The sequence below is a fragment of the Puia sp. P3 genome, assembly GCF_050632245.1.
Taxonomy (GTDB): Bacteria; Bacteroidota; Bacteroidia; order Chitinophagales; family Chitinophagaceae; genus Puia.
The window spans coordinates 867,020-886,705 of record NZ_CP192583.1; the positions used below are offsets into that span (position 1 = coordinate 867,020).

Sequence of the window (19,686 nt, forward strand, 5' to 3'; positions counted from 1 at the left end):
CGGCGGCAATCGTAAGAAGTATATGGCAGAAGCAAAAGGCAGGCAGTTCGGTTGGACTTATTCAGGAGCAGGACGCTTATCATCTGAATTGTTACACAAATTTAGAGTGCCGTGGAGGCGTATACAAACCCACTTTAATCGTTTTTTATTACGCCAACCGGAGAGGGTTATGGTTTATTTTGTTGATAATTAGTTATTTGTATCGCCTTTTTGAATGATAACCAACCCTTTTTTGTTAAGGAAATATGAATGGATATTGCGTATTTTCGATTCCATGAAGCCATTAACCATAACCCTTGCCGCCTGTCTGCTGATGGGATTGGCCTTTGGGCAGGACAGTCCATTATGGATGCGTTATCCTGCTATTTCACCGGATGGTCAGACCATCCTTTTTAGTTATAAAGGAGATATCTGGTCGGTACCGTCCCGCGGCGGTTCTGCCGTTCCGCTTACGATCAGTGAATCCTATGAATACGCTCCGGTATGGTCGCATGATGGGCGCTGGATCGCTTTTGCTTCGGACAGGTACGGGAATTTCGACGTCTTTGTCATGCCGGCTGCCGGAGGCGAGGCCAAACGGCTAACTTATTTCAGCGGCAGGGAGATACCGAGCAGTTTTACCGCGGATGATCGGCGGGTACTGTTCAGCGCCGTGAGGCAGGATCTGGCGACAAATGCGCAGTTCCCCACCGGTGCTATGTCCGAGCTCTATAGTGTTCCCGTTGCCGGGGGCAGGGTCGACCAGATATTGCCCGTACCGGCGATCAATGCGACTGTTAACTCGACGGGAGACAAGATCATATACGAAGACAACAAGGGATATGAGAGCTATTGGAGGAAACACCATACCTCCTCTGTGACCAGGGATATATGGTCCTACGATACTCGGTCGGGGAAATATGACAGGCTTACGAGTTATAAGGGCGAGGACCTGAATCCGGTGTTTGATGTCAACGACAAGGACTATTATTATCTGAGCGAGCAGGGCGGCTCGTTCAATATATATAGGGGTGGCGGCGCAGCGCTGACACATTTTGCCAAACATCCTGTACGGTTCCTGACCCGGGCGAAAGACAATACCCTTTGTTTCGGTTTTGACGGCGAGATATACACGCTGAAGCCTGGCGGCGAGCCGCAGAAGGTCGCAATCCGCCTCGCGGCGGACGGTAGGGGTTCGATGGAACGGATACTGCCTTTCAGCGGCGGCGTCACCGAAATGAAACTATCTCCCGGCGGCAAGGAGATCGCTTTTGTATTCAGAGGCGAGATCTTCGTGGCGGCTGTGGAAGGGGGCATCGTCAAGCGGGTCACCAATACGCCCTGGCAGGAGCGAAGCGTCAGCTGGAGCCCGGATGGACGCCAACTGCTGTATGCTTCGGAGAAGGACAATAGCTGGAATATCTATACTACGGGCATCGTTCGGAAAGAAGAGCCCTATTTTTACGCGTCTACCGTGCTGAAGGAAGAGCCCGTTATTGCAACGCCGGCCGAAGAGTTTCAGCCCGCGTTCTCGCCCGACGGAAAGGAGTGGCCTATCTGGAGGACAGGGTAACCCTGAAAGTGGTCAATCTGGCCAGCAAAAAAACCCGCACCATCCTGGCTGCCGAGAACAACTATTCCTATTCTGACGGGGACCAGTACTATCAGTGGTCGCCGGACGGCAAATGGTTCCTGGTACAGTATGGGCTGGCCAATCGCACGATGAGCTCGGAAGTAGGGCTGGTGGCGTCTGACGGGAGATCACCTTTGACAAACCTGACCCTTAGTGGCTATGACGATTTTACTCCCAAATGGGCGATGGGCGGGAAGATGATGATCTGGGGGTCGAATCGCGAGGGTGCGAGGGTACAGGCGGGTTATGCAATAACGGGGGATGTATTTGGGATGTTCTTTTCGAAGGAGAGTTTTGACCGGTTCAAGTTGTCGAAGGAAGATTTTGCCCTGCTGAAGGAGGTGGAGGATAAGAAGAAGGAGGATAGCACGAAGGCAGTGAAGGGGGCCAAAGGGAAGAAGGATACAGCCGGCGCTGCAGCGAAAAAGGATTCCACGATAAAGATCGACTGGGACAATCTGACCGACCGCAAACTGCGGTTGACCACGCACACGTCCGACGCGGTGGACTGGCTGCTGTCGAAGGACGGAGAGAAGCTGTACTATCTCAGTCGGTTTGAGAAAGGGTACGATCTCTGGATGACGGAGACGCGTACGAAGGAGACGAAGTTGTTTGCGAAGTTGGGCGCAAAATACGGCGGGATGGAGTTGTCGGCGGACGGGAAATTCATTTTCCTGCTGGGAGACGGCCGCATAACGAAGATCGACGCTGCCAGCGGAAAGGCGGAGCCGATGGGGATCAACGGAGAAATGGCGCTGAAGGACGCCGAAGAGAAGGCCTATATCTTCGACCATGTCTGGCGCCAGATCAAGGCGAAGTATTATGTGGTGGACATGAACGGGGTGGACTGGAGCTTCTACTACACGGCGTATAAGAAATTCCTTCCTTATATAAATAATGACTATGACTTTTCGGAGATGCTGAGCGAGATGCTGGGCGAACTGAACGTGTCTCATACCGGGTGTTATTACTTCGGCGGCGGCCGGCCCACGGCGGACAGGACGGCTTCGCTGGGACTTCTTTTCGACTATAAGCACAGGGGCAATGGACTGAAGATCGCGGAGGTCCTCGACGGCGGGCCGCTGGATAAATTTTCCGAGCGGGTAAGGCCGGGCGTGGTGCTGGAGAAGATCGACGGGGAGGATATTACCGATACGGTAGACCACTATAAATACCTGAACAGGAAGGATGGCAAGCTGCTGTTGCTGTCGCTGCTGGATCCCGGGACGGGTGTGCGCTGGGAGGAGACGATCAAGCCGATATCCATGGGTGAGGAGAACGAACTTTTGTATAAGCGCTGGGTGAGGCTGCGCCGTGCGGAGACCGATTCGTTGTCGAAGGGGAAGATAGGTTATATACATGTCCGGGCGATGGATGACGAGAGTATGCGTACGGTATTCGAGGAGGCGCTGGGCAGGAATTTCGGGAAGGATGCGATCATCGTCGATACCCGGTGGAATGGCGGGGGGAATATACACGAGCAGCTGTCGGATTTTCTCAACGGCAAGAAATATTTTGATATTATACCGCACGGGCAGTATGTGGGTTCGGAGCCTTATGATAAGTGGGTGAAACCGTCGATCGTGCTTATTGGTGAGTCGAACTATTCCGACGCGCATCTTTTCCCCGCCGCCTACAAGCTGAAGAATGTGGGCAAGACCTGGGTATGCCGGTCCCGGGTACGGGGACCTTTGTCTGGTGGGAGGTGCAGATCGATCCGGGTCTGGTTTATGGCAATCCCATGGGCGGATGGAGGGCGCCGGACGGCCTGTTCGAAGAGGGGCACCAGCTGGAGCCGGATATCCTGGTGAGGGATGAGCCGGAGAAATTATCGGCCGGTCATGACCAGCAGATAGAGGAAGCTGTTAAGGAGTTGATGAAGAAGTAGGCGGGGCACCCCATTTTGTGAGCATGGCGGTGAGTTCGGAGAGGTCGATGGGTTTGGACAGGTAGTCGTCCATGCCGGAGGTGAGGCATTGTTCGCGGTCCTGCGGGGTGGTGTTGGCGGTCATGGCGATAATGATAGGGTTGGGCGCCGCGGGGAGTTGGGCTGTAGCGGAGGTGGAAAGGGACGCTGCAGCCGCGGCCCGTTTTTGTGTCCGGATGGTGCGGGTGGCTTCGAGTCCGTCCATCTCGGGCATCTGGACGTCCATGAAGATGAGGTCATAGGGTTCTTTGTGGAGGAGTTCGAGTACTTCTTTTCCGTTGTTGGCGATGTCGGGAGAGTAGCCCATTTTTTTGAGGAGGATGAGGGCGAGTTGTTGATTGATGGGGTTGTCTTCTGCCAGGAGGATATGGAGGGGGTATTGTTCTGCGAGTGATGGGATGGTCGAAGGGCTGGATGATAAGGAAGACCTGAGGCAGGTGTTTCCCGGCTGGTTATCGGGATGATCGGGATGGTCGAGTGTGATACTGGCTACTTCGAGTAACTGGTCGCAGCAGGTGCGGATGGTGCTGAGGTAGTGGCGTTGTTCTGTGTTGAGGGAGGTCTGGTCAAGTAGTGTGGACATGCCGATGATACCGTTCATGGGGGTTCGTATCTCGTGGCTGAGCCAGGAAAGGAGGCTGCTTCTCCGGAGCTGCATACGGCGGATATACAGCAGACAAAGGCACAGAGCGATAAGGAGTATGGCTACCAATAGGAGTAGCATTGGCCAGGGTTTTCAGAGCATTAACGAATGAGGACAAGGGGCCCTGTGACGACCAGGGGCGGCAAGATAACGATAGTGGGAGGTATGTATTTTTTATTGAGGCCCTTTTTTGGATAGGGTAGGTGTTTTAACTTATTTTTTGCCAATACAAATTGGAGTGGGCCTTACCGTTAGATGGGCGTAGCAGGGATGACGGGGTTGTCGCCGGTTGGCGTTAACATCCCCTGGGTACTTGCGGGCGGTGTTGGCTCTAGACCTCGTCCAGGTGGAAAGGCAGGCGCCGGATGCGTTTGCCGGTAAGGTCGAAAATGGCGTTGCAGAGGGCGGGTGCGAGTGGTGGCAGGCCTGGTTCGCCAACGCCGCCGGCTTTCTCATTGTTCTCAGCGATATGGACTTCTATATCGGGGATTTCATTAATGCGAGGCATTCTGTATGTGTCGAAATTCTTCTCTACGGCCATGCCGTCCTTGAAGTGGGTGTCGTGTTTGATCGCGGCGCCGAGTGCCATGACGATACTCCCTTCCACCTGAGCCCTGATCGTGTCGGGATTGACGTACCAGCCGCAGTCGATAAGTGCGGTGACCTTGTCGATCCTGAGCTTGCCGTCCGGTTTTTTCGAGACTTTTACCACTTCGCCGACGATGCTGCCAAAACATTCGGTGACGGCGGCGCCCCAGCCTTCGTTCTTCCCGCGCTGGCGCCAGCCCGTGAGGTCCATCGAGCTGATCGATGAGGGTCTGATAGCGTTCTTCGCGGAGGTATTGTCTCCGGAATGCCAGCGGGTCTTTGCCTGCCGCGTGTGCGAGTTCATCGATAAAGCTTTCGTAGGCGAAACCATTGGTCGAGGAGTAGACCGAGCGCCACCACATTACGGGAATGGGGGATTCTGTCGGGATATCCGAGATGCTGTAGTGGGGAATGGATTCGAGCCAGGGTTTGGGGAAGCCTTCGAGGGCGCTGTTGTTGTAGGCGCCTTTGTCGGCGCCGGCGTTCTCGTGGTCCATGTTCTGTGCGGCGATCTTTGTCTGGAAGGCGTTGATCTCCCCTTCCTTGCTGAGTCCGGCCTTACAGCCGTATACCGCTGCCGGCCGGAATGGTCCCTGCGTCATGTCGTCCTCTCTTGTCCACACTACCTGTACGGGGGCCTTTATTTCCTTCGAGATCAGTACTGCCTCGTGGGGATAGTCGAGGAAGGCCTTGCGGCCGAAGCCTCCGCCGAGGAAGGTCATATTGACCACGACTTTTTCGAGCGGCAGGCCCATGCGCTGTGCCAGGTCGGACTGTACCCAGTCGGGTCCCCGGATGGGTCCCCATACTTCGATGCCGTCGTCTTTGACGTGTGCGATACAGTTGAGGGGTTCCATGCAGGCGTGGGATTCGTAGGGTGTTTCATAGACGGCCTCTATCTTTTTTCTGATTTTTCAAATTCTCTTTCGAAGTTGCCGGCGCTGCGGTCGTTGAGTCCGGGTTTGTTGAGGTCGTCGTGCATGCGGGCAAAGAGCTGTTCGGTATCGAGGTGTTCGAAGCCGGTGTCGTCCCACTCGATCTTTAGGAGTTTGCGGGCCTGCATAGCTGACCAGAGGTTGTCGGCAACGACGGCTACGCCTTCCTGGAGGTGGTCGAAGACCGTGCGTTTCACTAAGAAGACGTGGGTGACGCCGGTGATCTTTTTGGCGGCTGTATCGTCGAAACTTTTGACCTTGCCGAGGATGCGGGGACTGCGTTCGACCACCGCGTAGGACATATTTGGTAATTTTTTGTCTATTCCGAAGATCGCTGTACCGTTTGTTTTTAGCGGGTTGTCCTGGCGGGAAAGGGGTTTGCCGATGAGCTTATAGTCTTTTCGTTGTTTGAGCGGTGGGTTCTTTGGCGGTTCGAGTCTTGCGGCGTCCTCTACCAGTTCGCCATAGGCGAAGCTTTTGCCGGAGGTTTTGTGGAGGATCCGGCCTTTTTCCGCATAGCATTCTTCTTTTGGCACGCCCCATTTTTTTGCGGCCGTTTCGATGAGCATTTCGCGGGCGCATGCACCTGCGTGCAGCAGCTGCTGGTAGGACCCGCGGACGGAAGAGCTACCGCCGGTGATCTGGCTACCGTATTTCCTGTTGTTGCCGGGGGCGAAGGAGATGCTGACCTGGCTGAGGTCCACTTCCAGCTCTTCGGCGATTATCTGCGGAATGGCCTGGTAGGAGCCCTCGGCCCATTTCGGCGCGGTGGTTCCAAAGGGTGACCTTGCCAGTCTTGTCGATGGAGATCCAGGTCATGAGTTCGATGGACTGGCCTTCGGAGATGGCGGGGTTGATGATACCGGGGTTAGTGGGAGAGGTGCCATCCGCGTTCTTCGGGAATGCCCGGATGCCGAGTGTAAGTGCGATGCCCGAGAGGCCGGCGTTTTTGAGGAAGGCGCGGCGGGAGTTGGTAGTTGGTTCCATGGCTGGAAATTATTTGTTGGTTTTGGCAGGGGGGTTAGGGGCCTGGGTGGTGGAGGTCTGAGGGGCGGCTGCGGCGGTATGGATCGCTTTTCGAATGCGGTTATAGGTGCCGCAGCGGCAGATATTGCCTTGCATGGCGATGTCGATGTCTTTATCGGTGGGGTGGGGGTTCTTTTTGAGCAGGGCCGCAGCGGCGAGAATCTGACCGCTCTGACAGTAGCCGCATTGGGGTACCTGTTCATCGAGCCAGGCCTTCTGCACGGGGTGTGAATTGTCCGGGGAGAGTCCTTCGATCGTGGTGATGGGCTGGTTGGCCACCATCGACGCGGGTATCGAGCAGGAGCGGACGGGATTGCCGTTCAGGAGGACCGTGCAGGCGCCGCACTGAGCTACGCCGCATCCGTATTTGGTGCCTGTGAGGCCGGCGAGTTCGCGGATGGCCCATAGCAGAGGCATTTTCTCGTCAGCGGTAACGGGTGTTTTTTTCCCGTTGATCAGCAAGGTAAATGTTGGCATGGCAGGGCGGTTGAAGTGTGCTTAAGGTAGCGAATTTGGAGGAGCCTCTGTGTGAATTTACGTCAGTGGTAGGGCGTTATTTATCGGGGGAACGAACGGTTCACGCCGATGGGCGGAGGCTCCGCGGTTCACGCGGACGGAAGCTCCGCGGTTCACGCGGCGGGAGGCCCCGCGGTTCACGCCGATGGACGAAAGCTCCGCGGTTCACGCGGACGGGGGTGAATGCGGCCCTATTGAAAGAGAAGCAGTGCGGGGTTGACGGAGAGCAGGGCCTGGTGGACGAGGGTTCCTTCTTCGTCGATATGCTGTACGGGAATTTCCCGTTGTTGCAGGGACTTGCCGATCAGTTTGCTGCGGTGGCAGTTGGCGGGTTTGCTTTCGCTGCATAGCAGCGCCACGCGAATGCCCTTTTCGTGGGCGGTGACGATGCGTTCGAGTCCTTCGAGGAAAAAAGGCTGGACGCGTACGAGGTCATAGTCCAGTTTGCCGTAACTATTATAGCATCCGGGGTCGGTAGGGCGACCGCCAAGGCTGTTGCCCATATAAATATAGCGAAAGCCTGCTGCGCGGATGGCGGTGACCAGTTCGGGCTGTCGGTATTGGGGGTTGAAGGTGGAGTAAGGGACCGACCTGACGTCGATGACGAACTCGATGGAATATTGTTCCAGAAGCTCGAGGAAGGTGGATAGCGGGCGGGTGCCGTGGCCGATTGTGAATATCATAGCGCTAAGGAAGTTGGTTGAACAATGCTAATTTAATTAGTAATCCCGAAATATAAAAATGTTTGCGTTAATTTTCTCTTTAACATTTCTTTACAGATTGTTATAGATAAGTTATAGTCTTTATGTGTCGCCCTTTAGTATTAAACCTGGCGGTATTTTTACGTTCTCATATACGCACATTAAATCAGAGAATCATGAAAAAGCTATTAATCATACTGTTCTCGCTCGGCCTCGCTTATGGGGCTTCGGCTCAGCGGGGTCATGGCATCGTCCGCGGCGGCGGTTATCATTATTATCCCCGGACTTATGTTGGAGTTGGGGTGGGACTGGGATACGGTTTTTACCCCTGGGGTTATCCCTACGGATGGTATGGTCCCTATGGCCCGTACCCGTCCTGGTACTATGGCTACGGGGCGATGCCTTCCCGTCTGGCGCTTCAGATAGACGATATCAAGAACGACTATAGCGCGCAGATCAGGGATGTGCGTCACGATAAATCGATTGTCCGGAAGGACAGAAGGGCTAAGATCGACCAGTTGAAACACGACCGTGATGCAGCGATCATACAGGCCCGCAGGGATTACTACTATAATTCCCGCAGGAATAACAATAACAACGCCCGGCCGGGCCAACCCGGTAGTGCACCCAATGATCAGAAGAATGGTTCGTCGTCGAATGACCAGCCGGAGTATCAGGATCAGAGGGGTTCAGATAATGCCGGTCAATAGGTAAATGAATTCCGACACCCTGTCCAAGGTAAATGGATTCCGACACCCTGTCCAAGGTAAATGGATTCCGACACCCTGTCCAAGGTAAATGTATTCCGACACCCTGTCAAGGATTCAGTATCTTATAAGTCAAACACGTGTGGTCCGCCTCGGCGGACCACTTTTTTATTTGATCTTTTTCTGCAGGAATAACTGTTCCAGTTGGTTCATGCACATCGTGATGCCCTGTTCCATGCCCATTTCGATGACGGTCTTCAGGTCGTTCTCGCTGGCGTAGTACATTTTGAATTGCACGAAGGTGCCGGTGGGCGTTTCCGTAAAGGTATTGCTGCCGGTCGAAGAAGGAAGCGCAGGATTCGGCGCGGCGTTCTCGTCGGCGAAACTATCTCTTATACTATAGCTTTTGTGATGGTCGATGGCGAGATAGTCCATTCTTGCCCAGTGCTTCTCGCCTTCGGGGCTGACCATCGCATAGTGCCAGTAGCCGCCTACAGCAAAGTTCATTGACTTTGTCTCCGCCCTCCAGGGATGGGGTGCAAACCACTGGTCGAGCAATTCGCTCTCGGTATAAGCGCGCCATACAAGGGCGAGCGGGGCGTTGAATTCACGGGAGACAAGAAGCGATTTTTCCTTGAAGTCTTTCTCAACTTTGGTCTGGCTGTTAGTTACCATTTTATTTGTTTTTAAGGTTGTTCAATACATTTTCGAGCTGGTTGAACTTGGTGTCCCACATCGAGCGGAACTGTTCGATCCATTGGTCTATCTCTTTTAGCCGGGGTGCATCTAATTCGTAATAGACCTCCCTTCCGGAGGATTTGTGCTTCACGAGCTGGCATTCTGTGAGGATGCGGATATGTTTCGATACCGCCTGTCTGCTGGTATTGAAATGGTCGGCCAGGGCGGTCGGGGTCATTGCCTGTGCTGCGATCAGCACCAGGATCGCTCTTCGTGTGGGGTCGGCTATCGCCTGAAATGGGTCTCTTCTTGTTTCCATCGTTTCGTTTTTGGCAACTATCTGGTTGCAAATATAAGCGCAACCATTTGGTTTATCAAATTTTATTTTGAAAAATTTACAATGGGGGGTGGGGCGGACCCGGCGGGGATTTGACGCGCTGGAAGCCGCGCGGAATGCCGGGTGGACCGAAAGCGGGGACGCGCAGGGTGGACCGAAAGCGGGGACGTGTCGCGTGAACCGAAAGCGGGACGTGACGGGTGAACCGAAAGAGGGGACGTGCCGGGCTGGCGGGGCATTGCCCCGCGGGTGCGCTTAGTCGATCACGCTGACCAGTGTATTTGCATGAGGATCGATCCGGATTTGTGTTGGTTCTGCTGCCAGCGATATTTTTACGGTGGTGGCCCTGTCGCTGATATCGACGTTATATGGCGTTCCGTCGAGGGTGTACGCGAGTGGAAAGTCCCAGGAGCCGGTGGCTGTCTGTGTAAATGTCAGTGTAAGTTGTTTTTTATCGGTATCATAGCTTCGGCTCACCCGCAAAGTTGGATGACCGGGCTGTTCGAGCCATTGATGGAAGAAATTATGGAGATCCTGACCACTGATCTCAGACATGATCTTTTCGAAATCGCTGCTTGCGGCATTTTTGTTCCTGTAAGCGGTGTAGTAGGCCGAGATGCCCTTCCAGAAGAGTTCGTCGCCGATGCGGCGACGGAGCATATGCAGAACCCAGCCGCCTTTCTCGTAGCTGTTGGGGTTCAGGAGTGTCATAAAATCGGTCCTGACGCTGCTGTCTATTACGGGCGTGTGTCTTTTCGCCTCGAAGGCGATCACTTTCTCCCTGTCTTTCCGCATTCTTTTTTCCAGCGTATCGGCGCCGTATTTATTCTCCAGATAGCAGTGGGTCATATAGGTGGCGAACCCTTCGCTGAGCCAGAGGTATTCCCAGCGGGACTCCGTGGCCGCGTCGCCGAACCACTGGTGCGCTATTTCGTGCGCCATCAGTGACTCTACGTCGGGAGAGTTGACAGAATTTTCGAAATAGCAGATGGCGCTGGCGTTTTCCAGTCCGCCAAAACGGGTTTTCGACTGTACGTTCCCGCATTTCTCATACGGATAGGGGCCTATGTGCTTTATGTAGAAAGGGAGTATCTCAAGCGCATAGGAGTAGCTTTTGAAACCGGCTTCCCTGTTCTCTTTATAGACATAGTCCATAACGGGAATGCCCATCGCGTCGCCGGGATGGTCGACGGCAAAGTCGGAGACGCCGATCATCATTACCTTGGGGGCCAGCGGTACGGCTTCCTGCCAGTGCGTTAGCTTCCTGTTGCGGCCAATCGTCTTTTCTTCTTTGAGCGCGCCGTTGGCGACGACGGTATAGTGTTCGGGTGCGGTGATATGCCAGTCGAGCGTCGCCTTGTCGGAAGGATGGTCGACGCAGGGCAGCCAGTTGTGGGCGCGGTTGGGCCAGTTGTCGCCGAAGAAGCCGCGGTTCCCGAATTTGTTTTTGGAAATGATGAGGCCGTCTGCGGGTATGCCTTCGTAGACGATGGAATAAATATGCTTTTCCCCGGCTTTGGCACTAACATGGAAAAGGAGCTCGCTGACGTTCTGGGTAAAGCGGACTCCGGCGCCGTTCTCCGTGATCTTTTTAACCACCATTCCCTTGCCGGATTCATTCTTTCGCGTGAGGTCCAGCTGGAAGCCTGCTGCGGCGTCTGTCCGGAACAGCACGGTCACGGCCGCCGTGCCGCGTATGACGTTGGTGCTGTCATTGAGGTCCAGGGAAAAATCATAGTGCTGGACGTCGATGGAGGGATTATATGGTTGGGCATGCGCGGAGACCACGAGGCCAGCCGCCAGGATGAGGAAATAGAGCTTTATCATGCTACGAATATACGTTTCGCACAACAATAATGCTTTCCCGTTTGTATCCAATGGTTAGCCCATTTTAACTGGCCGCGGGTCCTGGATGAGCCAGATCGATCGGCAAGCGGCGGATTCTTTTGCCGGTGGCGGCAAAGATCGCGTTGGCCAGCGCCGGAGCGACAGGAGGCAGGCCGGGTTCCCCGACGCCTTTGATCACCGGGCCGCCGTCGGCGAGTATGTACGTTGAGGGCGGGCATTTCATTGATCCGCAACATCCGGTTGTTGTGGAAGTTGCTTTGTATGGACCGGCCTTTTTCGAAGACGATGCCGTCTTTTGTCGCTGCGATGATACCCATGACGATCGCGCCTTCCGTATTGGCTTTCGCCATATCGGGATTTACGACCGTGCCGAGGTCGAGTACGCAGTGGACCTTTTCGATCCGGATGCTGCCGTCCTTTCGCGCCGATACTTCCACGACGTGTGCGGCGAGGCCGGCGAAGAACTTATACTGCGCCACGCCGCGGCCCCAGCCCTGCGGGAGGGGCTTGTCCCATTCCGAGATCTCTTTGAGGCGCGTCAGCAGTCTTTTTGTATCCGTCTCTTTAGTCAGCATTTCCAGACGGAAGGCCATCGGGTCTTTTCCCGCCGCTACCGCCATCTCGTCGATAAAACATTCGTGGGCGAAGGCCAGCGTCGAGCTCGTGACCGAACGCCAGGGCTGCATCGGGATATGTATATCCGCGAAGACATAGGCGTTCTTCATATTGGGAATCTCGTATTCCTCGGTCGCTGATGCCTTCGGTCATCGAACGGTCGGGTTTGCTTTTGTCGTAGTTGGCGTTCTTCGTGGCATTGATGGAAGGCGAGATCACCTTGTGCTGGAAGGCCACGGCCTTGCCGTCTGAAGAGACGCCGCCTTTCATGGCCGAGAAGGTCATGGGTCGGAAGGGCCCCAGCTGGATATCGTCTTCGCGTGTCCAGATGACCTTGACGGGTTTGCCGACGGCCTTCGATATGCCGGCTGCTTCGCCCGCGTAGTCGGCTGCCAGGCGACGGCCAAATCCGCCGCCGAGGAAGGATATATGCGGAGTGATGTTCTCCTGGGGGATGCCGAGAGATTCCGACAGCTCGCGCTTGACGATCGACGCGCCCTGTACCGAGGTCCAAATGTCCACCTTGTCGCCCTCCTGCCAGTGCGCGAGACAGTTCATCGGCTCCATCGTGGCGTGGGCGACGACGGGCGTTTCATACAGGACGTCCAGTTTGTGCGCGGCCCCGGCCATCGCGCCGTCGAAATCACCGCTGTTGTGTGCAACCAGTCCGTCGGTCTTTGCCAGCTCGCGCAGGTGTACTTCGTAGTCTTTTGTATTGAAACTGTCGAAGCCCTGGTGATCCCAGACCACCTTCAGCGCCTTTCTTCCTTTCAGCGCCGCCCAGTAGTTGTCGGCGATAACGGCTACACCCTCATAACGGTTCTTGCCCAACACGCGCTCGGCCTTTACCGTGCGGATAACGCCTTTTACCTTCAGGGTCTCGCTGTCGTCGTAGCTGACGAGCTTGCTGCCGAACACGGGGCATCTTTCGACCGAGGCGTACACCATTCCGGGCAGCTCCATATCGATGCCGTATACGGCCTTACCCGTCACCTTCAGCGGAATGTCGGGACGGGGCGTGGACTTACCCAGTATCTTAAAATCTTTGGGATCCTTGAGTGTGGGATTGGCGGGCACTTCCAGCGTGGAGGCTACTGCTACCAGTTGCCCATAGCCGAGACTTTTGCCGGATGCCTTGTGGACGACGTTTCCGTTCTCCGCCCTGCACTCTTCGACGGGGACATTCCAGGCGCGCGATGCCGCGGTGCATAGCATTTCCCGGGCCGAGGCGCCGACCTTCCGCAGGTTCATATAGGAACCCCTGACGGACGAGCTGCCACCGGCGGACTGGCCGGGTATCTCTTTTTGCCCGCTGCTGTTGATGATGGTCACCTGGTCGAGGGAGACCTCCAGTTCTTCTGCTATAAGGGAGGGAATGGACTGCCAGGTGCCCTGGCCCATTTCCGGCTTGGGATTGATGATGGTGATCTTACCCGACGGTTCGATGCTGATATACGGCGTGATGCCAAAATGTTCGGGCAGGTCCGTCAGACCGGTAGGCGGGATATCGCCCGCTGACATCTTTTGAATACCGGCTGCGTCGGCGTTGTTCACCGACGATACGCCAAGGATGAGGGCCAGACCGGAAAGACCCGTATGTCTCAGGAAATCGCGGCGGGCTATTTTATTTGTGGAAGACATAGTATTGAATTTTTATATCCGGGTAAGGGACTTTTTCACAGATGTGGGCGCCGTGGGTTTGGCGGCGGAAGCGGCCAGATGAATGGCCTTGCGGATCCTCTCATAGCATCCGCAGCGGCAGATATTCCCCTGCATCGCGACGTCGATCTCGGCGTCGGTGGGGTGGGGGTTGCGGTGGAGCAGGGCCACCGCGCTCATGATCTGACCCGACTGGCAATAGCCGCACTGCGGTACCTGCTCGTCGACCCATGCCTTTTGGACCTCTTCGCCCTGTTTGTTGCCGGTCAGCCCTTCGATGGTCGTGATCTTCTGTCCCGCGACCGCGGAGATGGGAAGGCCGCATGACCTGACCGCGCTTTCACCGAGGTGTACCGTGCAGGCGCCGCACTGCGCGATCCCGCACCCGAACTTGGTGCCTTTCAGCCCGATAATATCACGGATGACCCAGAGCAGCGGCATATCGGGCTCGGCTTCAACCTTCACGGGTTTATTGTTAATGGTAAGCGAATAGGAAGGCATAGTCTGAATTTTACTATGAATTTACTATTAATTTGGGAGACGAATATTTTCCCGCGGGAGCCGGGGGCTAATTTTTTGCTTAGGAGGCTTTGTGCTAATTTACAACGTTATGGCGAACTATATCAATTGTCCCAACTGGATGCACCGGTTACCAGCTGTTTACAAACTTATCGTCAGTTTTGCGGTCGCCACCATCATCTCGGCCGGACTTCTGCCGATCCGTATGGAGGGGCTGACGCGCATCATGATCGGATGGGACTGTTTCAGCATTTGCATGATCGTTATCAGCGGGGTCATCTTCGCCAGCATGCGGCCGCGACAGATTCGGGTACTGGCCAAGACGGAGGACGCCGGCCGGATCGTGGTCTTTTTTATCGTTCTTGTGGCGATCATCGGCAGCCTGCTCGGGGTAATGCTGCTGCTCGGCAACAGGAATGCGTGGCTGCTGAACAAAAGCATCGAGACCTTTATATACCTGTCCGGGGTCGCCTGCTCCTGGGTGTTACTGCATACCATGTTCGCCTACCGCTACGCCCTGCTCTATTACGGCGACCATCCGCTGGACCCCGATATACACACCGTCGGACTGCAGATCCCCAACGAGCTGTGGCCGGACTACCTCGACTTCGCCTACTTCGCCTTTGTGATCGGTATGACCTTTCAGGTTTCCGATATCGAGATATCCTCCAGGGTGATCCGGCGCGTCGCGCTGGTGCATGGGGTGCTTTCCTTTCTTTTCAATACCGTGATCGTGGCGCTGACGATCAATGTGATCGTGGATATAAGGAATTGATCTACCTGAACCTGTCCGAGATCGTATACGCCACGCGGTCCGTCACGCGGCGGAACGTCTCCGCATTGAACTTCCGGATGCGGCGCAGGCGGCGGCCGACGAGGAGGCGGCCTTCGGCGTCGTAGTACTGGGGCTGCTGGAAGTAGGTGAGGATATAGTATTTTTTGTTGACGAAGGGGGAGTTGAAAACGCGGGGCCAGAGGGAGATGTAGACGAGGGAATGTTTCTTTACGTCGGGATAGGTCCAGTAGTTCAGGTTGTCGACCCAGGTACATTCCATCGAGCGCATATTGGAGATAATGTAGTTGATGGCGGCGGTGTCGTAGCCATAGCGGAGCAGGGTGTCCTGGAGACGGGGTTCGCCTACATTGTATTCGTAGATATAGGTGAGGGTGTCGGTGATGAGCTCGAGCGAAAGGCGGTTGAAGGGCCGGTCTGTGAATTCGATCGAGAACGGTTTTTGGGCATAGGCCGAGCGGAAGGTCTCTTCGATGCTGTCGAGGATCGGCCGGTTCTTGCGGTAATAGTTGGAAATATTGATGGTCGTACAGGACATGCCCTGGATGAGCACCAGCAAAAACACGATATATAGTCCAGGTCGATGGCGCATAGAGTTTTATTTTGTCGTTGACGGAGGCGAGCAGTGCGTCACTCCAAAAATGATCTTTTTAAGAAACCGGAGGCTGACCTGTCTTAGTGTGCGGCCGCCATAGTCCCAGTATACGATATCGACCATATCGCTCTCCGGGTCGTCGTCCGCCTTCCGGATGGAGGAGAGTACGATAAAATGCGTGGGGAAGCTGTTCCTGAACCGTCCCTTGTCGTGATTCTTCTTGTGCAGATAAGTGTTGTTCACATAAAGATAGGTATACCCACTTTTCAGTTGTTCGGTCAGATAGCCGTAGAGGTCCTTAAAGTGGGGACGAAAGATATCCGATCCTGTAGCATCGACCTCATAGCCGATAAGGTCCCTGATCATACGGTTGAACTTCCCATAGCTGACGGCGGCCCAGAAAGTGTCTTCCGCTCCGGGCTTGAAACGGCACCAGAAGAAGTTGAGATAGGACCGGAAATGATCCGCCAAAATGAGGAACCAGATCTGGTCGGCGGGGCGGATGTCGAGGATGCCTTTGAACCGTAGTGTTCCCGCGGCCCGGTGTACTTCTTTGGATGGTGTAAAGGTGATCCTGCCCCATGTTGCCTCTCCCTTTACAAATAGCTCAACCATGAACCGGGTATAGGTCAGCGGGTCGTCGTGCAGCGGCAGATAAGAAAGCGCCGCGTAGCCGCAGAAATTGGTATTGCTGCCCTGGTAGATAGCCAGCGGAGCCGTGATATTGGCTTTCAGGTTCTCGATAAAAAGGCTGCGTCTGACATTGGGCCAAAATTTACTGGAATCGGGCAGTTTGGTCTTTTCCAAAAATTCCAGCGCTTCATTGGGTGTAGACGGGGGTGATGCGGTCAGCCGGGAACAAAGCAGTAAAAGGCCGGCGAGAAGGGCATAGGTGTTGTTCATGCGGAGTAAATTTACTGTAATATTGTCTAATATGAAAAGAGTCAAACCCTGCCTGGTCCTTCTGGCGAGCACAGTATTATTGTCCTGCGGCAACGGTGACGGCAGGGGTTCCGGCGACTCGACGACTGTATTTACATCGATGCCGGCGAGCTCGACACATATCGATTTCCGGAATGATATCAAGGAAGACGAGGACTATAATGTACTTACGTACGAATACATTTACAACGGCGGGGGAGTAGCCGTGGGGGATGTCAACGGCGACGGACTGCCCGATCTTTATTTTACGGCCAATATGGGGCCGAACAAGCTTTATCTGAATAAGGGGAACTTCCGGTTCGAAGACGTTACCGAACGGGCTGGAGTGCAGGGGAGGCCGAAATGGAAGACGGGGACGGTGATGGCGGATGTCAACGGCGACGGACTGCTGGATATTTATGTCTGTTATTCCGGACCCGGGACGGACGCTGACCGGGCGGACGAGCTGTATATCAATAATGGGGTGAAGGACGGAGTGCCCAGCTTCACCGAGTCGGCGAAGGCCTATGGGCTGGATGCGCCGGGTACCTATACGACGACGGTGGCTTTTTTCGATATGGACAACGACGGCGACCTGGATATGTTCATGGTCAATCACGCCGCGATGTTCTACAATCCTTTCTACAATACGGACAAGCTGAGGGCGAAAAGGCATCCGCAGTTCGGCAACCGTCTCTACCGCAATGACAACGGGCATTTTACGGATATCAGCGAGCAGGCGGGTATCTATGGCAGCGGGCTGAATTTCGGGCTGAGTGTTTCGGTCGGTGACGTCAATGGCGACGGCTGGCCGGATCTCTATACCACCAATGACTATGACGAAAGGGATTTTCTTTATCTGAATAACCATAACGGTGGGTTCCGCGAAGTATTGGACAAGGCGGCTGGTCATATTTCGGAGTTTTCGATGGGCTCGGATATTGCTGACTACAACAATGACGGGCTGGACGATATTATGGTTTTGGACATGCTGCCCGAAGGCAACCACCGGCAGAAGCTGCTCCGTGGGGCCGACTCCTACGACAAATACGTTATGCGGGTTGACCACGGCCTGCACCACCAGCAGATGCGAAACACCCTTCAGCTCAACAGGGGTATGGACAGCAGCGGTATGCCGTTGTTCAGCGAAGTGGGGCAGATGGCCGGGGTCAGCAGTACGGACTGGAGCTGGGCGCCACTGTTCGCGGACTTCGACAACGACGGCTGGAAGGACCTTTTTGTCTCCAATGGCATCCTGAGGGATATCACCAATCTCGACTTCGTGAAATATACTTCCGGTTATTCGTCTGGTTACAAGGAAGTCGGAGGCGACAAAAAGGAAATGTGGCGGCTGGTGCAGGATATGCCTTCGACCAAACTCCGCAACTATCTTTTCCGGAATGACCACCGGCTGGGTTTTTCGGATGTGACGAAAGAGTGGGGGATCACGGAGATGGGTATACATGACGGTGCGGTATATGCTGATTTAGATGGGGATGGAGATCTGGATCTTGTGGTCAATGATCTTAATGGACCGGCGCTGGTTTATAGAAATAACACCATGCAGTCATCGAAGGCGCACTATCTGCGGCTTCGGCTGAAGGCTGACGGCAAGAATACATTTGGCCTGGGGACGAAGGTGGAGGCAATTGCGGCGCACGGCAGGCAGGTCCTGGAGGAGTTTACGGCGAGAGGATTCCAGTCATCCGTAGACCCGGTAATGCATATCGGGTTAGGGGAGGACAGTGTGGTATCCTTATTGGTAACCTGGCCTTCGGGGAAGACGGGATATATGGCTAGTGTAAAAGCCGATACGCTGCTGACGCTGGATGAGGGTAGCATGGGCGCTGCCGACGTTGCACAGAAGGCGGCGGCGGGTGGGGTTGTTTTCAAGGATGTGACGGGCGTCAGCGGGGTGGATTTTGTCCATGATCAGGCGGCGACGATTGATTTCAAGATATCTCCTTTACTGCCTTTTCAGGTGTCAAAGACCGGTCCGGCGATCGCCCGCGGCGACGTCAACGGTGACGGTCTCGACGATCTTTTTGTCGGCGCCTCGGCCGGATTCGCCAGTCAGCTATATATACAGACCGCGAAAGGAAAATTTGTGGCGGCGGCCGACCAGCCCTGGAACGCCCCGAAGGACTACACCAATTCGGATGCGCTGTTCTTCGACGCGGATGGAGACGGCGATCCGGACCTTTATATCGTCAGCGGCGGCGCGGACTATCCTCTTAACGACAGAAGATACCAGGACAGGTTGTATGAGAACTATGACGGACGCGGACATTTTCGCCTTGTAGCCGGTGCGCTTCCGGCGGAGACCACCAGCGGCTCGTGCGTACGCGCGGCCGATATCGATCATGACGGGAAGCCCGATCTGTTCGTTGGCGGATATGTACTGCCGGGGCAGTGGCCGGCGCCACCCGAAAGCTTCGTCCTAAAGAATAAGAGTACAAAAGGTTCGATCCGATTTGAAAAAGACATGATTGACACCACGCTCAGCCGTTGCGGAATGGTGGCGGACGCGATGTGGATGGACCTCAACAAGGACGGATGGGAAGACCTGGTCGTCGCCGGACCGTTCATGCCGATCGAAGTCTTCGAGAATCACAGCGGGCGGCTTGAAGACCGCACAAAGGTCTATGGCCTGGGGAGACGGCGGGCTGGTGGTGCCGCCTTGCAGCGGCAGATGTCGACGGGGACGGAGACAGCGATATCGTGGCGGGGAATATGGGACTCAATACCCAGTTCAGGTCGGGGCCCGCGACGCCGCTGACGGTCACCTATGGCGATTTTGACGGGGACGGGGTTATGGACCCGATATTGTGCTATTACAGTGAAGGGAAGAGTTATCCCTATATGACCAGGGACGAACTCTTTGACCAGATGCCTTCGAAACAAAAGAAATACAGCAGGTATGCGGACTATGCGGATGTACAGTTGACGGACCTTTTTACGCCCGGGCAGCTCGGCGACCGGTAAGACGATCAGGGTCAATACGACCCGGTCTCCTGCTGCTGCTGAAAAAAGGGAAGGAATTCCGTACGCAGTCTCTTCCGGAAG

At 55.1% G+C, this 19,686-nt stretch carries 19 protein-coding genes and 3 pseudogenes; 6 read left to right on the forward strand and 16 right to left on the reverse strand.

The annotated features are described in order from the left end of the window. Positions 1 to 274: 274 nt before the first annotated feature. Both ACQ86N_RS04925 and ACQ86N_RS04930 read left to right on the forward strand, forming a co-directional pair. Positions 275 to 1,552, forward strand: coding sequence for a hypothetical protein (locus ACQ86N_RS04925; protein ID WP_431214207.1), 1,278 nt, complete (start codon positions 275 to 277; stop codon positions 1,550 to 1,552). Continuing rightward, positions 1,528 to 3,423, forward strand: coding sequence for a S41 family peptidase (locus tag ACQ86N_RS04930; protein ID WP_431214208.1), 1,896 nt, complete (start codon positions 1,528 to 1,530; stop codon positions 3,421 to 3,423). Before ACQ86N_RS04925 ends, ACQ86N_RS04930 begins: the two co-directional genes overlap by 25 nt. Positions 3,424 to 3,477: 54 nt before the next feature. On the opposite strand, the gene ACQ86N_RS04935 is transcribed toward ACQ86N_RS04930, so the two are convergent. The 8 genes and pseudogenes from ACQ86N_RS04935 to ACQ86N_RS04970 all read right to left on the reverse strand — a co-directional run bounded on the left by ACQ86N_RS04935 (position 3,478) and on the right by ACQ86N_RS04970 (position 7,930). Further along, entirely contained in the window at positions 3,478 to 4,263 is a 786-nt protein-coding gene (locus ACQ86N_RS04935; RefSeq protein WP_431214209.1) for a response regulator, read from the reverse strand. Positions 4,264 to 4,513: 250 nt separating this feature from the next. Next, the gene (locus tag ACQ86N_RS04940; protein ID WP_431218059.1) at positions 4,514 to 4,690 is read right to left on the reverse strand and encodes a hypothetical protein; all 177 of its coding nucleotides are present in this window, start codon (positions 4,688 to 4,690) and stop codon (positions 4,514 to 4,516) included. 36 nt (positions 4,691 to 4,726) lie between these two features. Next, a pseudogene (locus ACQ86N_RS04945) lies at positions 4,727 to 5,101 on the reverse strand (molybdopterin cofactor-binding domain-containing protein); the annotation flags it as partial. Next, a pseudogene (locus tag ACQ86N_RS04950) lies at positions 5,085 to 5,627 on the reverse strand (molybdopterin cofactor-binding domain-containing protein); the annotation flags it as partial. The pseudogenes ACQ86N_RS04945 and ACQ86N_RS04950, both read right to left, overlap by 17 nt. 38 nt (positions 5,628 to 5,665) lie before the next feature. Then, the gene (locus ACQ86N_RS04955; RefSeq protein WP_431214210.1) at positions 5,666 to 6,409 is read right to left on the reverse strand and encodes a hypothetical protein; all 744 of its coding nucleotides are present in this window, start codon (positions 6,407 to 6,409) and stop codon (positions 5,666 to 5,668) included. Continuing rightward, the gene (locus tag ACQ86N_RS04960; RefSeq protein WP_431214211.1) at positions 6,351 to 6,692 is read right to left on the reverse strand and encodes a twin-arginine translocation signal domain-containing protein; all 342 of its coding nucleotides are present in this window, start codon (positions 6,690 to 6,692) and stop codon (positions 6,351 to 6,353) included. Before ACQ86N_RS04960 ends, ACQ86N_RS04955 begins: the two co-directional genes overlap by 59 nt. 9 nt (positions 6,693 to 6,701) lie before the next feature. Further along, a complete protein-coding gene (locus ACQ86N_RS04965; protein ID WP_431214212.1) occupies positions 6,702 to 7,208 on the reverse strand; it encodes a (2Fe-2S)-binding protein in 507 nt (168 codons plus the stop codon). Between the two features lie 230 nt (positions 7,209 to 7,438). Then, complete coding sequence (locus ACQ86N_RS04970) at positions 7,439 to 7,930, reverse strand: DUF488 family protein (RefSeq protein WP_431214213.1); 492 nt, start codon at positions 7,928 to 7,930, stop codon at positions 7,439 to 7,441. 194 nt (positions 7,931 to 8,124) lie between these two features. Between ACQ86N_RS04970 and ACQ86N_RS04975 the strand changes: the two genes are divergently transcribed. Further along, on the forward strand, positions 8,125 to 8,658 hold the full coding sequence (locus tag ACQ86N_RS04975) for a hypothetical protein (protein ID WP_431214214.1): 534 nt from the start codon (positions 8,125 to 8,127) through the stop codon (positions 8,656 to 8,658). A gap of 165 nt (positions 8,659 to 8,823) precedes the next feature. On the opposite strand, the gene ACQ86N_RS04980 is transcribed toward ACQ86N_RS04975, so the two are convergent. The 6 genes from ACQ86N_RS04980 to ACQ86N_RS05005 all read right to left on the reverse strand — a co-directional run bounded on the left by ACQ86N_RS04980 (position 8,824) and on the right by ACQ86N_RS05005 (position 14,293). Next, positions 8,824 to 9,330: an SRPBCC family protein gene (locus ACQ86N_RS04980; RefSeq protein WP_431214215.1), complete on the reverse strand. Its 507-nt coding sequence runs from the start codon at positions 9,328 to 9,330 to the stop codon at positions 8,824 to 8,826. Between the two features lies 1 nt (position 9,331). Beyond that, positions 9,332 to 9,652, reverse strand: a complete 321-nt coding sequence (locus ACQ86N_RS04985; RefSeq protein ID WP_431214216.1) for an ArsR/SmtB family transcription factor — start codon at positions 9,650 to 9,652, stop codon at positions 9,332 to 9,334. Between the two features lie 273 nt (positions 9,653 to 9,925). After that, complete coding sequence (locus ACQ86N_RS04990; protein ID WP_431214217.1) at positions 9,926 to 11,497, reverse strand: M1 family aminopeptidase; 1,572 nt, start codon at positions 11,495 to 11,497, stop codon at positions 9,926 to 9,928. Next, positions 11,494 to 12,138 (reverse strand): molybdopterin cofactor-binding domain-containing protein, encoded by a 645-nt coding sequence (locus ACQ86N_RS04995; protein ID WP_431214218.1) that lies wholly within the window; start codon positions 12,136 to 12,138, stop codon positions 11,494 to 11,496. Before ACQ86N_RS04995 ends, ACQ86N_RS04990 begins: the two co-directional genes overlap by 4 nt. Then, positions 12,083 to 13,774 (reverse strand): molybdopterin cofactor-binding domain-containing protein, encoded by a 1,692-nt coding sequence (locus ACQ86N_RS05000; RefSeq protein WP_431214219.1) that lies wholly within the window; start codon positions 13,772 to 13,774, stop codon positions 12,083 to 12,085. The genes ACQ86N_RS04995 and ACQ86N_RS05000 overlap by 56 nt, the downstream gene beginning before the upstream one ends. Positions 13,775 to 13,786: 12 nt before the next feature. Next, on the reverse strand, positions 13,787 to 14,293 hold the full coding sequence (locus ACQ86N_RS05005; RefSeq protein WP_431214220.1) for a (2Fe-2S)-binding protein: 507 nt from the start codon (positions 14,291 to 14,293) through the stop codon (positions 13,787 to 13,789). A gap of 109 nt (positions 14,294 to 14,402) precedes the next feature. Here ACQ86N_RS05005 and ACQ86N_RS05010 point away from each other — a divergent pair, with 109 nt between their 5' ends. Continuing rightward, positions 14,403 to 15,086, forward strand: a complete 684-nt coding sequence (locus tag ACQ86N_RS05010; protein WP_431214221.1) for a DUF1345 domain-containing protein — start codon at positions 14,403 to 14,405, stop codon at positions 15,084 to 15,086. Between the two features lies 1 nt (position 15,087). On the opposite strand, the gene ACQ86N_RS05015 is transcribed toward ACQ86N_RS05010, so the two are convergent. Further along, the gene (locus tag ACQ86N_RS05015; RefSeq protein WP_431214222.1) at positions 15,088 to 15,696 is read right to left on the reverse strand and encodes a hypothetical protein; all 609 of its coding nucleotides are present in this window, start codon (positions 15,694 to 15,696) and stop codon (positions 15,088 to 15,090) included. Positions 15,697 to 15,702: 6 nt separating this feature from the next. After that, the gene (locus ACQ86N_RS05020; protein ID WP_431214223.1) at positions 15,703 to 16,602 is read right to left on the reverse strand and encodes a hypothetical protein; all 900 of its coding nucleotides are present in this window, start codon (positions 16,600 to 16,602) and stop codon (positions 15,703 to 15,705) included. A 31-nt stretch (positions 16,603 to 16,633) separates the two neighbouring features. Between ACQ86N_RS05020 and ACQ86N_RS05025 the strand changes: the two genes are divergently transcribed. Both ACQ86N_RS05025 and ACQ86N_RS05030 read left to right on the forward strand, forming a co-directional pair. Next, a complete protein-coding gene (locus ACQ86N_RS05025; RefSeq protein ID WP_431214224.1) occupies positions 16,634 to 19,399 on the forward strand; it encodes a VCBS repeat-containing protein in 2,766 nt (921 codons plus the stop codon). After that, positions 19,327 to 19,605, forward strand: a pseudogene (locus ACQ86N_RS05030) (hypothetical protein); the annotation flags it as partial. The gene ACQ86N_RS05025 and the pseudogene ACQ86N_RS05030, both read left to right, overlap by 73 nt. Between the last annotated feature and the right edge of the window lie 81 nt (positions 19,606 to 19,686).

What these genes read in the sequence shown, in the direction of transcription:
- ACQ86N_RS04925 (WP_431214207.1), top strand. Translation starts at nt 275, where the DNA reads ATGAAGCCATTAACCATAACCCTTGCCGCCTGTCTGCTGATGGGATTG.
- ACQ86N_RS04935 (WP_431214209.1), bottom strand. Translation starts at nt 4,263, where the DNA reads ATGCTACTCCTATTGGTAGCCATACTCCTTATCGCTCTGTGCCTTTGT.
- ACQ86N_RS04940 (WP_431218059.1), bottom strand. Translation starts at nt 4,690, where the DNA reads ATGCCTCGCATTAATGAAATCCCCGATATAGAAGTCCATATCGCTGAG.
- ACQ86N_RS04960 (WP_431214211.1), bottom strand. Translation starts at nt 6,692, where the DNA reads ATGGAACCAACTACCAACTCCCGCCGCGCCTTCCTCAAAAACGCCGGC.
- ACQ86N_RS04965 (WP_431214212.1), bottom strand. Translation starts at nt 7,208, where the DNA reads ATGCCAACATTTACCTTGCTGATCAACGGGAAAAAAACACCCGTTACC.
- ACQ86N_RS04970 (WP_431214213.1), bottom strand. Translation starts at nt 7,930, where the DNA reads ATGATATTCACAATCGGCCACGGCACCCGCCCGCTATCCACCTTCCTC.
- ACQ86N_RS04975 (WP_431214214.1), top strand. Translation starts at nt 8,125, where the DNA reads ATGAAAAAGCTATTAATCATACTGTTCTCGCTCGGCCTCGCTTATGGG.
- ACQ86N_RS04980 (WP_431214215.1), bottom strand. Translation starts at nt 9,330, where the DNA reads ATGGTAACTAACAGCCAGACCAAAGTTGAGAAAGACTTCAAGGAAAAA.
- ACQ86N_RS04985 (WP_431214216.1), bottom strand. Translation starts at nt 9,652, where the DNA reads ATGGAAACAAGAAGAGACCCATTTCAGGCGATAGCCGACCCCACACGA.
- ACQ86N_RS04990 (WP_431214217.1), bottom strand. Translation starts at nt 11,497, where the DNA reads ATGATAAAGCTCTATTTCCTCATCCTGGCGGCTGGCCTCGTGGTCTCC.
- ACQ86N_RS04995 (WP_431214218.1), bottom strand. Translation starts at nt 12,138, where the DNA reads ATGGCGGTAGCGGCGGGAAAAGACCCGATGGCCTTCCGTCTGGAAATG.
- ACQ86N_RS05000 (WP_431214219.1), bottom strand. Translation starts at nt 13,774, where the DNA reads ATGTCTTCCACAAATAAAATAGCCCGCCGCGATTTCCTGAGACATACG.
- ACQ86N_RS05005 (WP_431214220.1), bottom strand. Translation starts at nt 14,293, where the DNA reads ATGCCTTCCTATTCGCTTACCATTAACAATAAACCCGTGAAGGTTGAA.
- ACQ86N_RS05010 (WP_431214221.1), top strand. Translation starts at nt 14,403, where the DNA reads ATGGCGAACTATATCAATTGTCCCAACTGGATGCACCGGTTACCAGCT.
- ACQ86N_RS05015 (WP_431214222.1), bottom strand. Translation starts at nt 15,696, where the DNA reads ATGCGCCATCGACCTGGACTATATATCGTGTTTTTGCTGGTGCTCATC.
- ACQ86N_RS05020 (WP_431214223.1), bottom strand. Translation starts at nt 16,602, where the DNA reads ATGAACAACACCTATGCCCTTCTCGCCGGCCTTTTACTGCTTTGTTCC.
- ACQ86N_RS05025 (WP_431214224.1), top strand. Translation starts at nt 16,634, where the DNA reads ATGAAAAGAGTCAAACCCTGCCTGGTCCTTCTGGCGAGCACAGTATTA.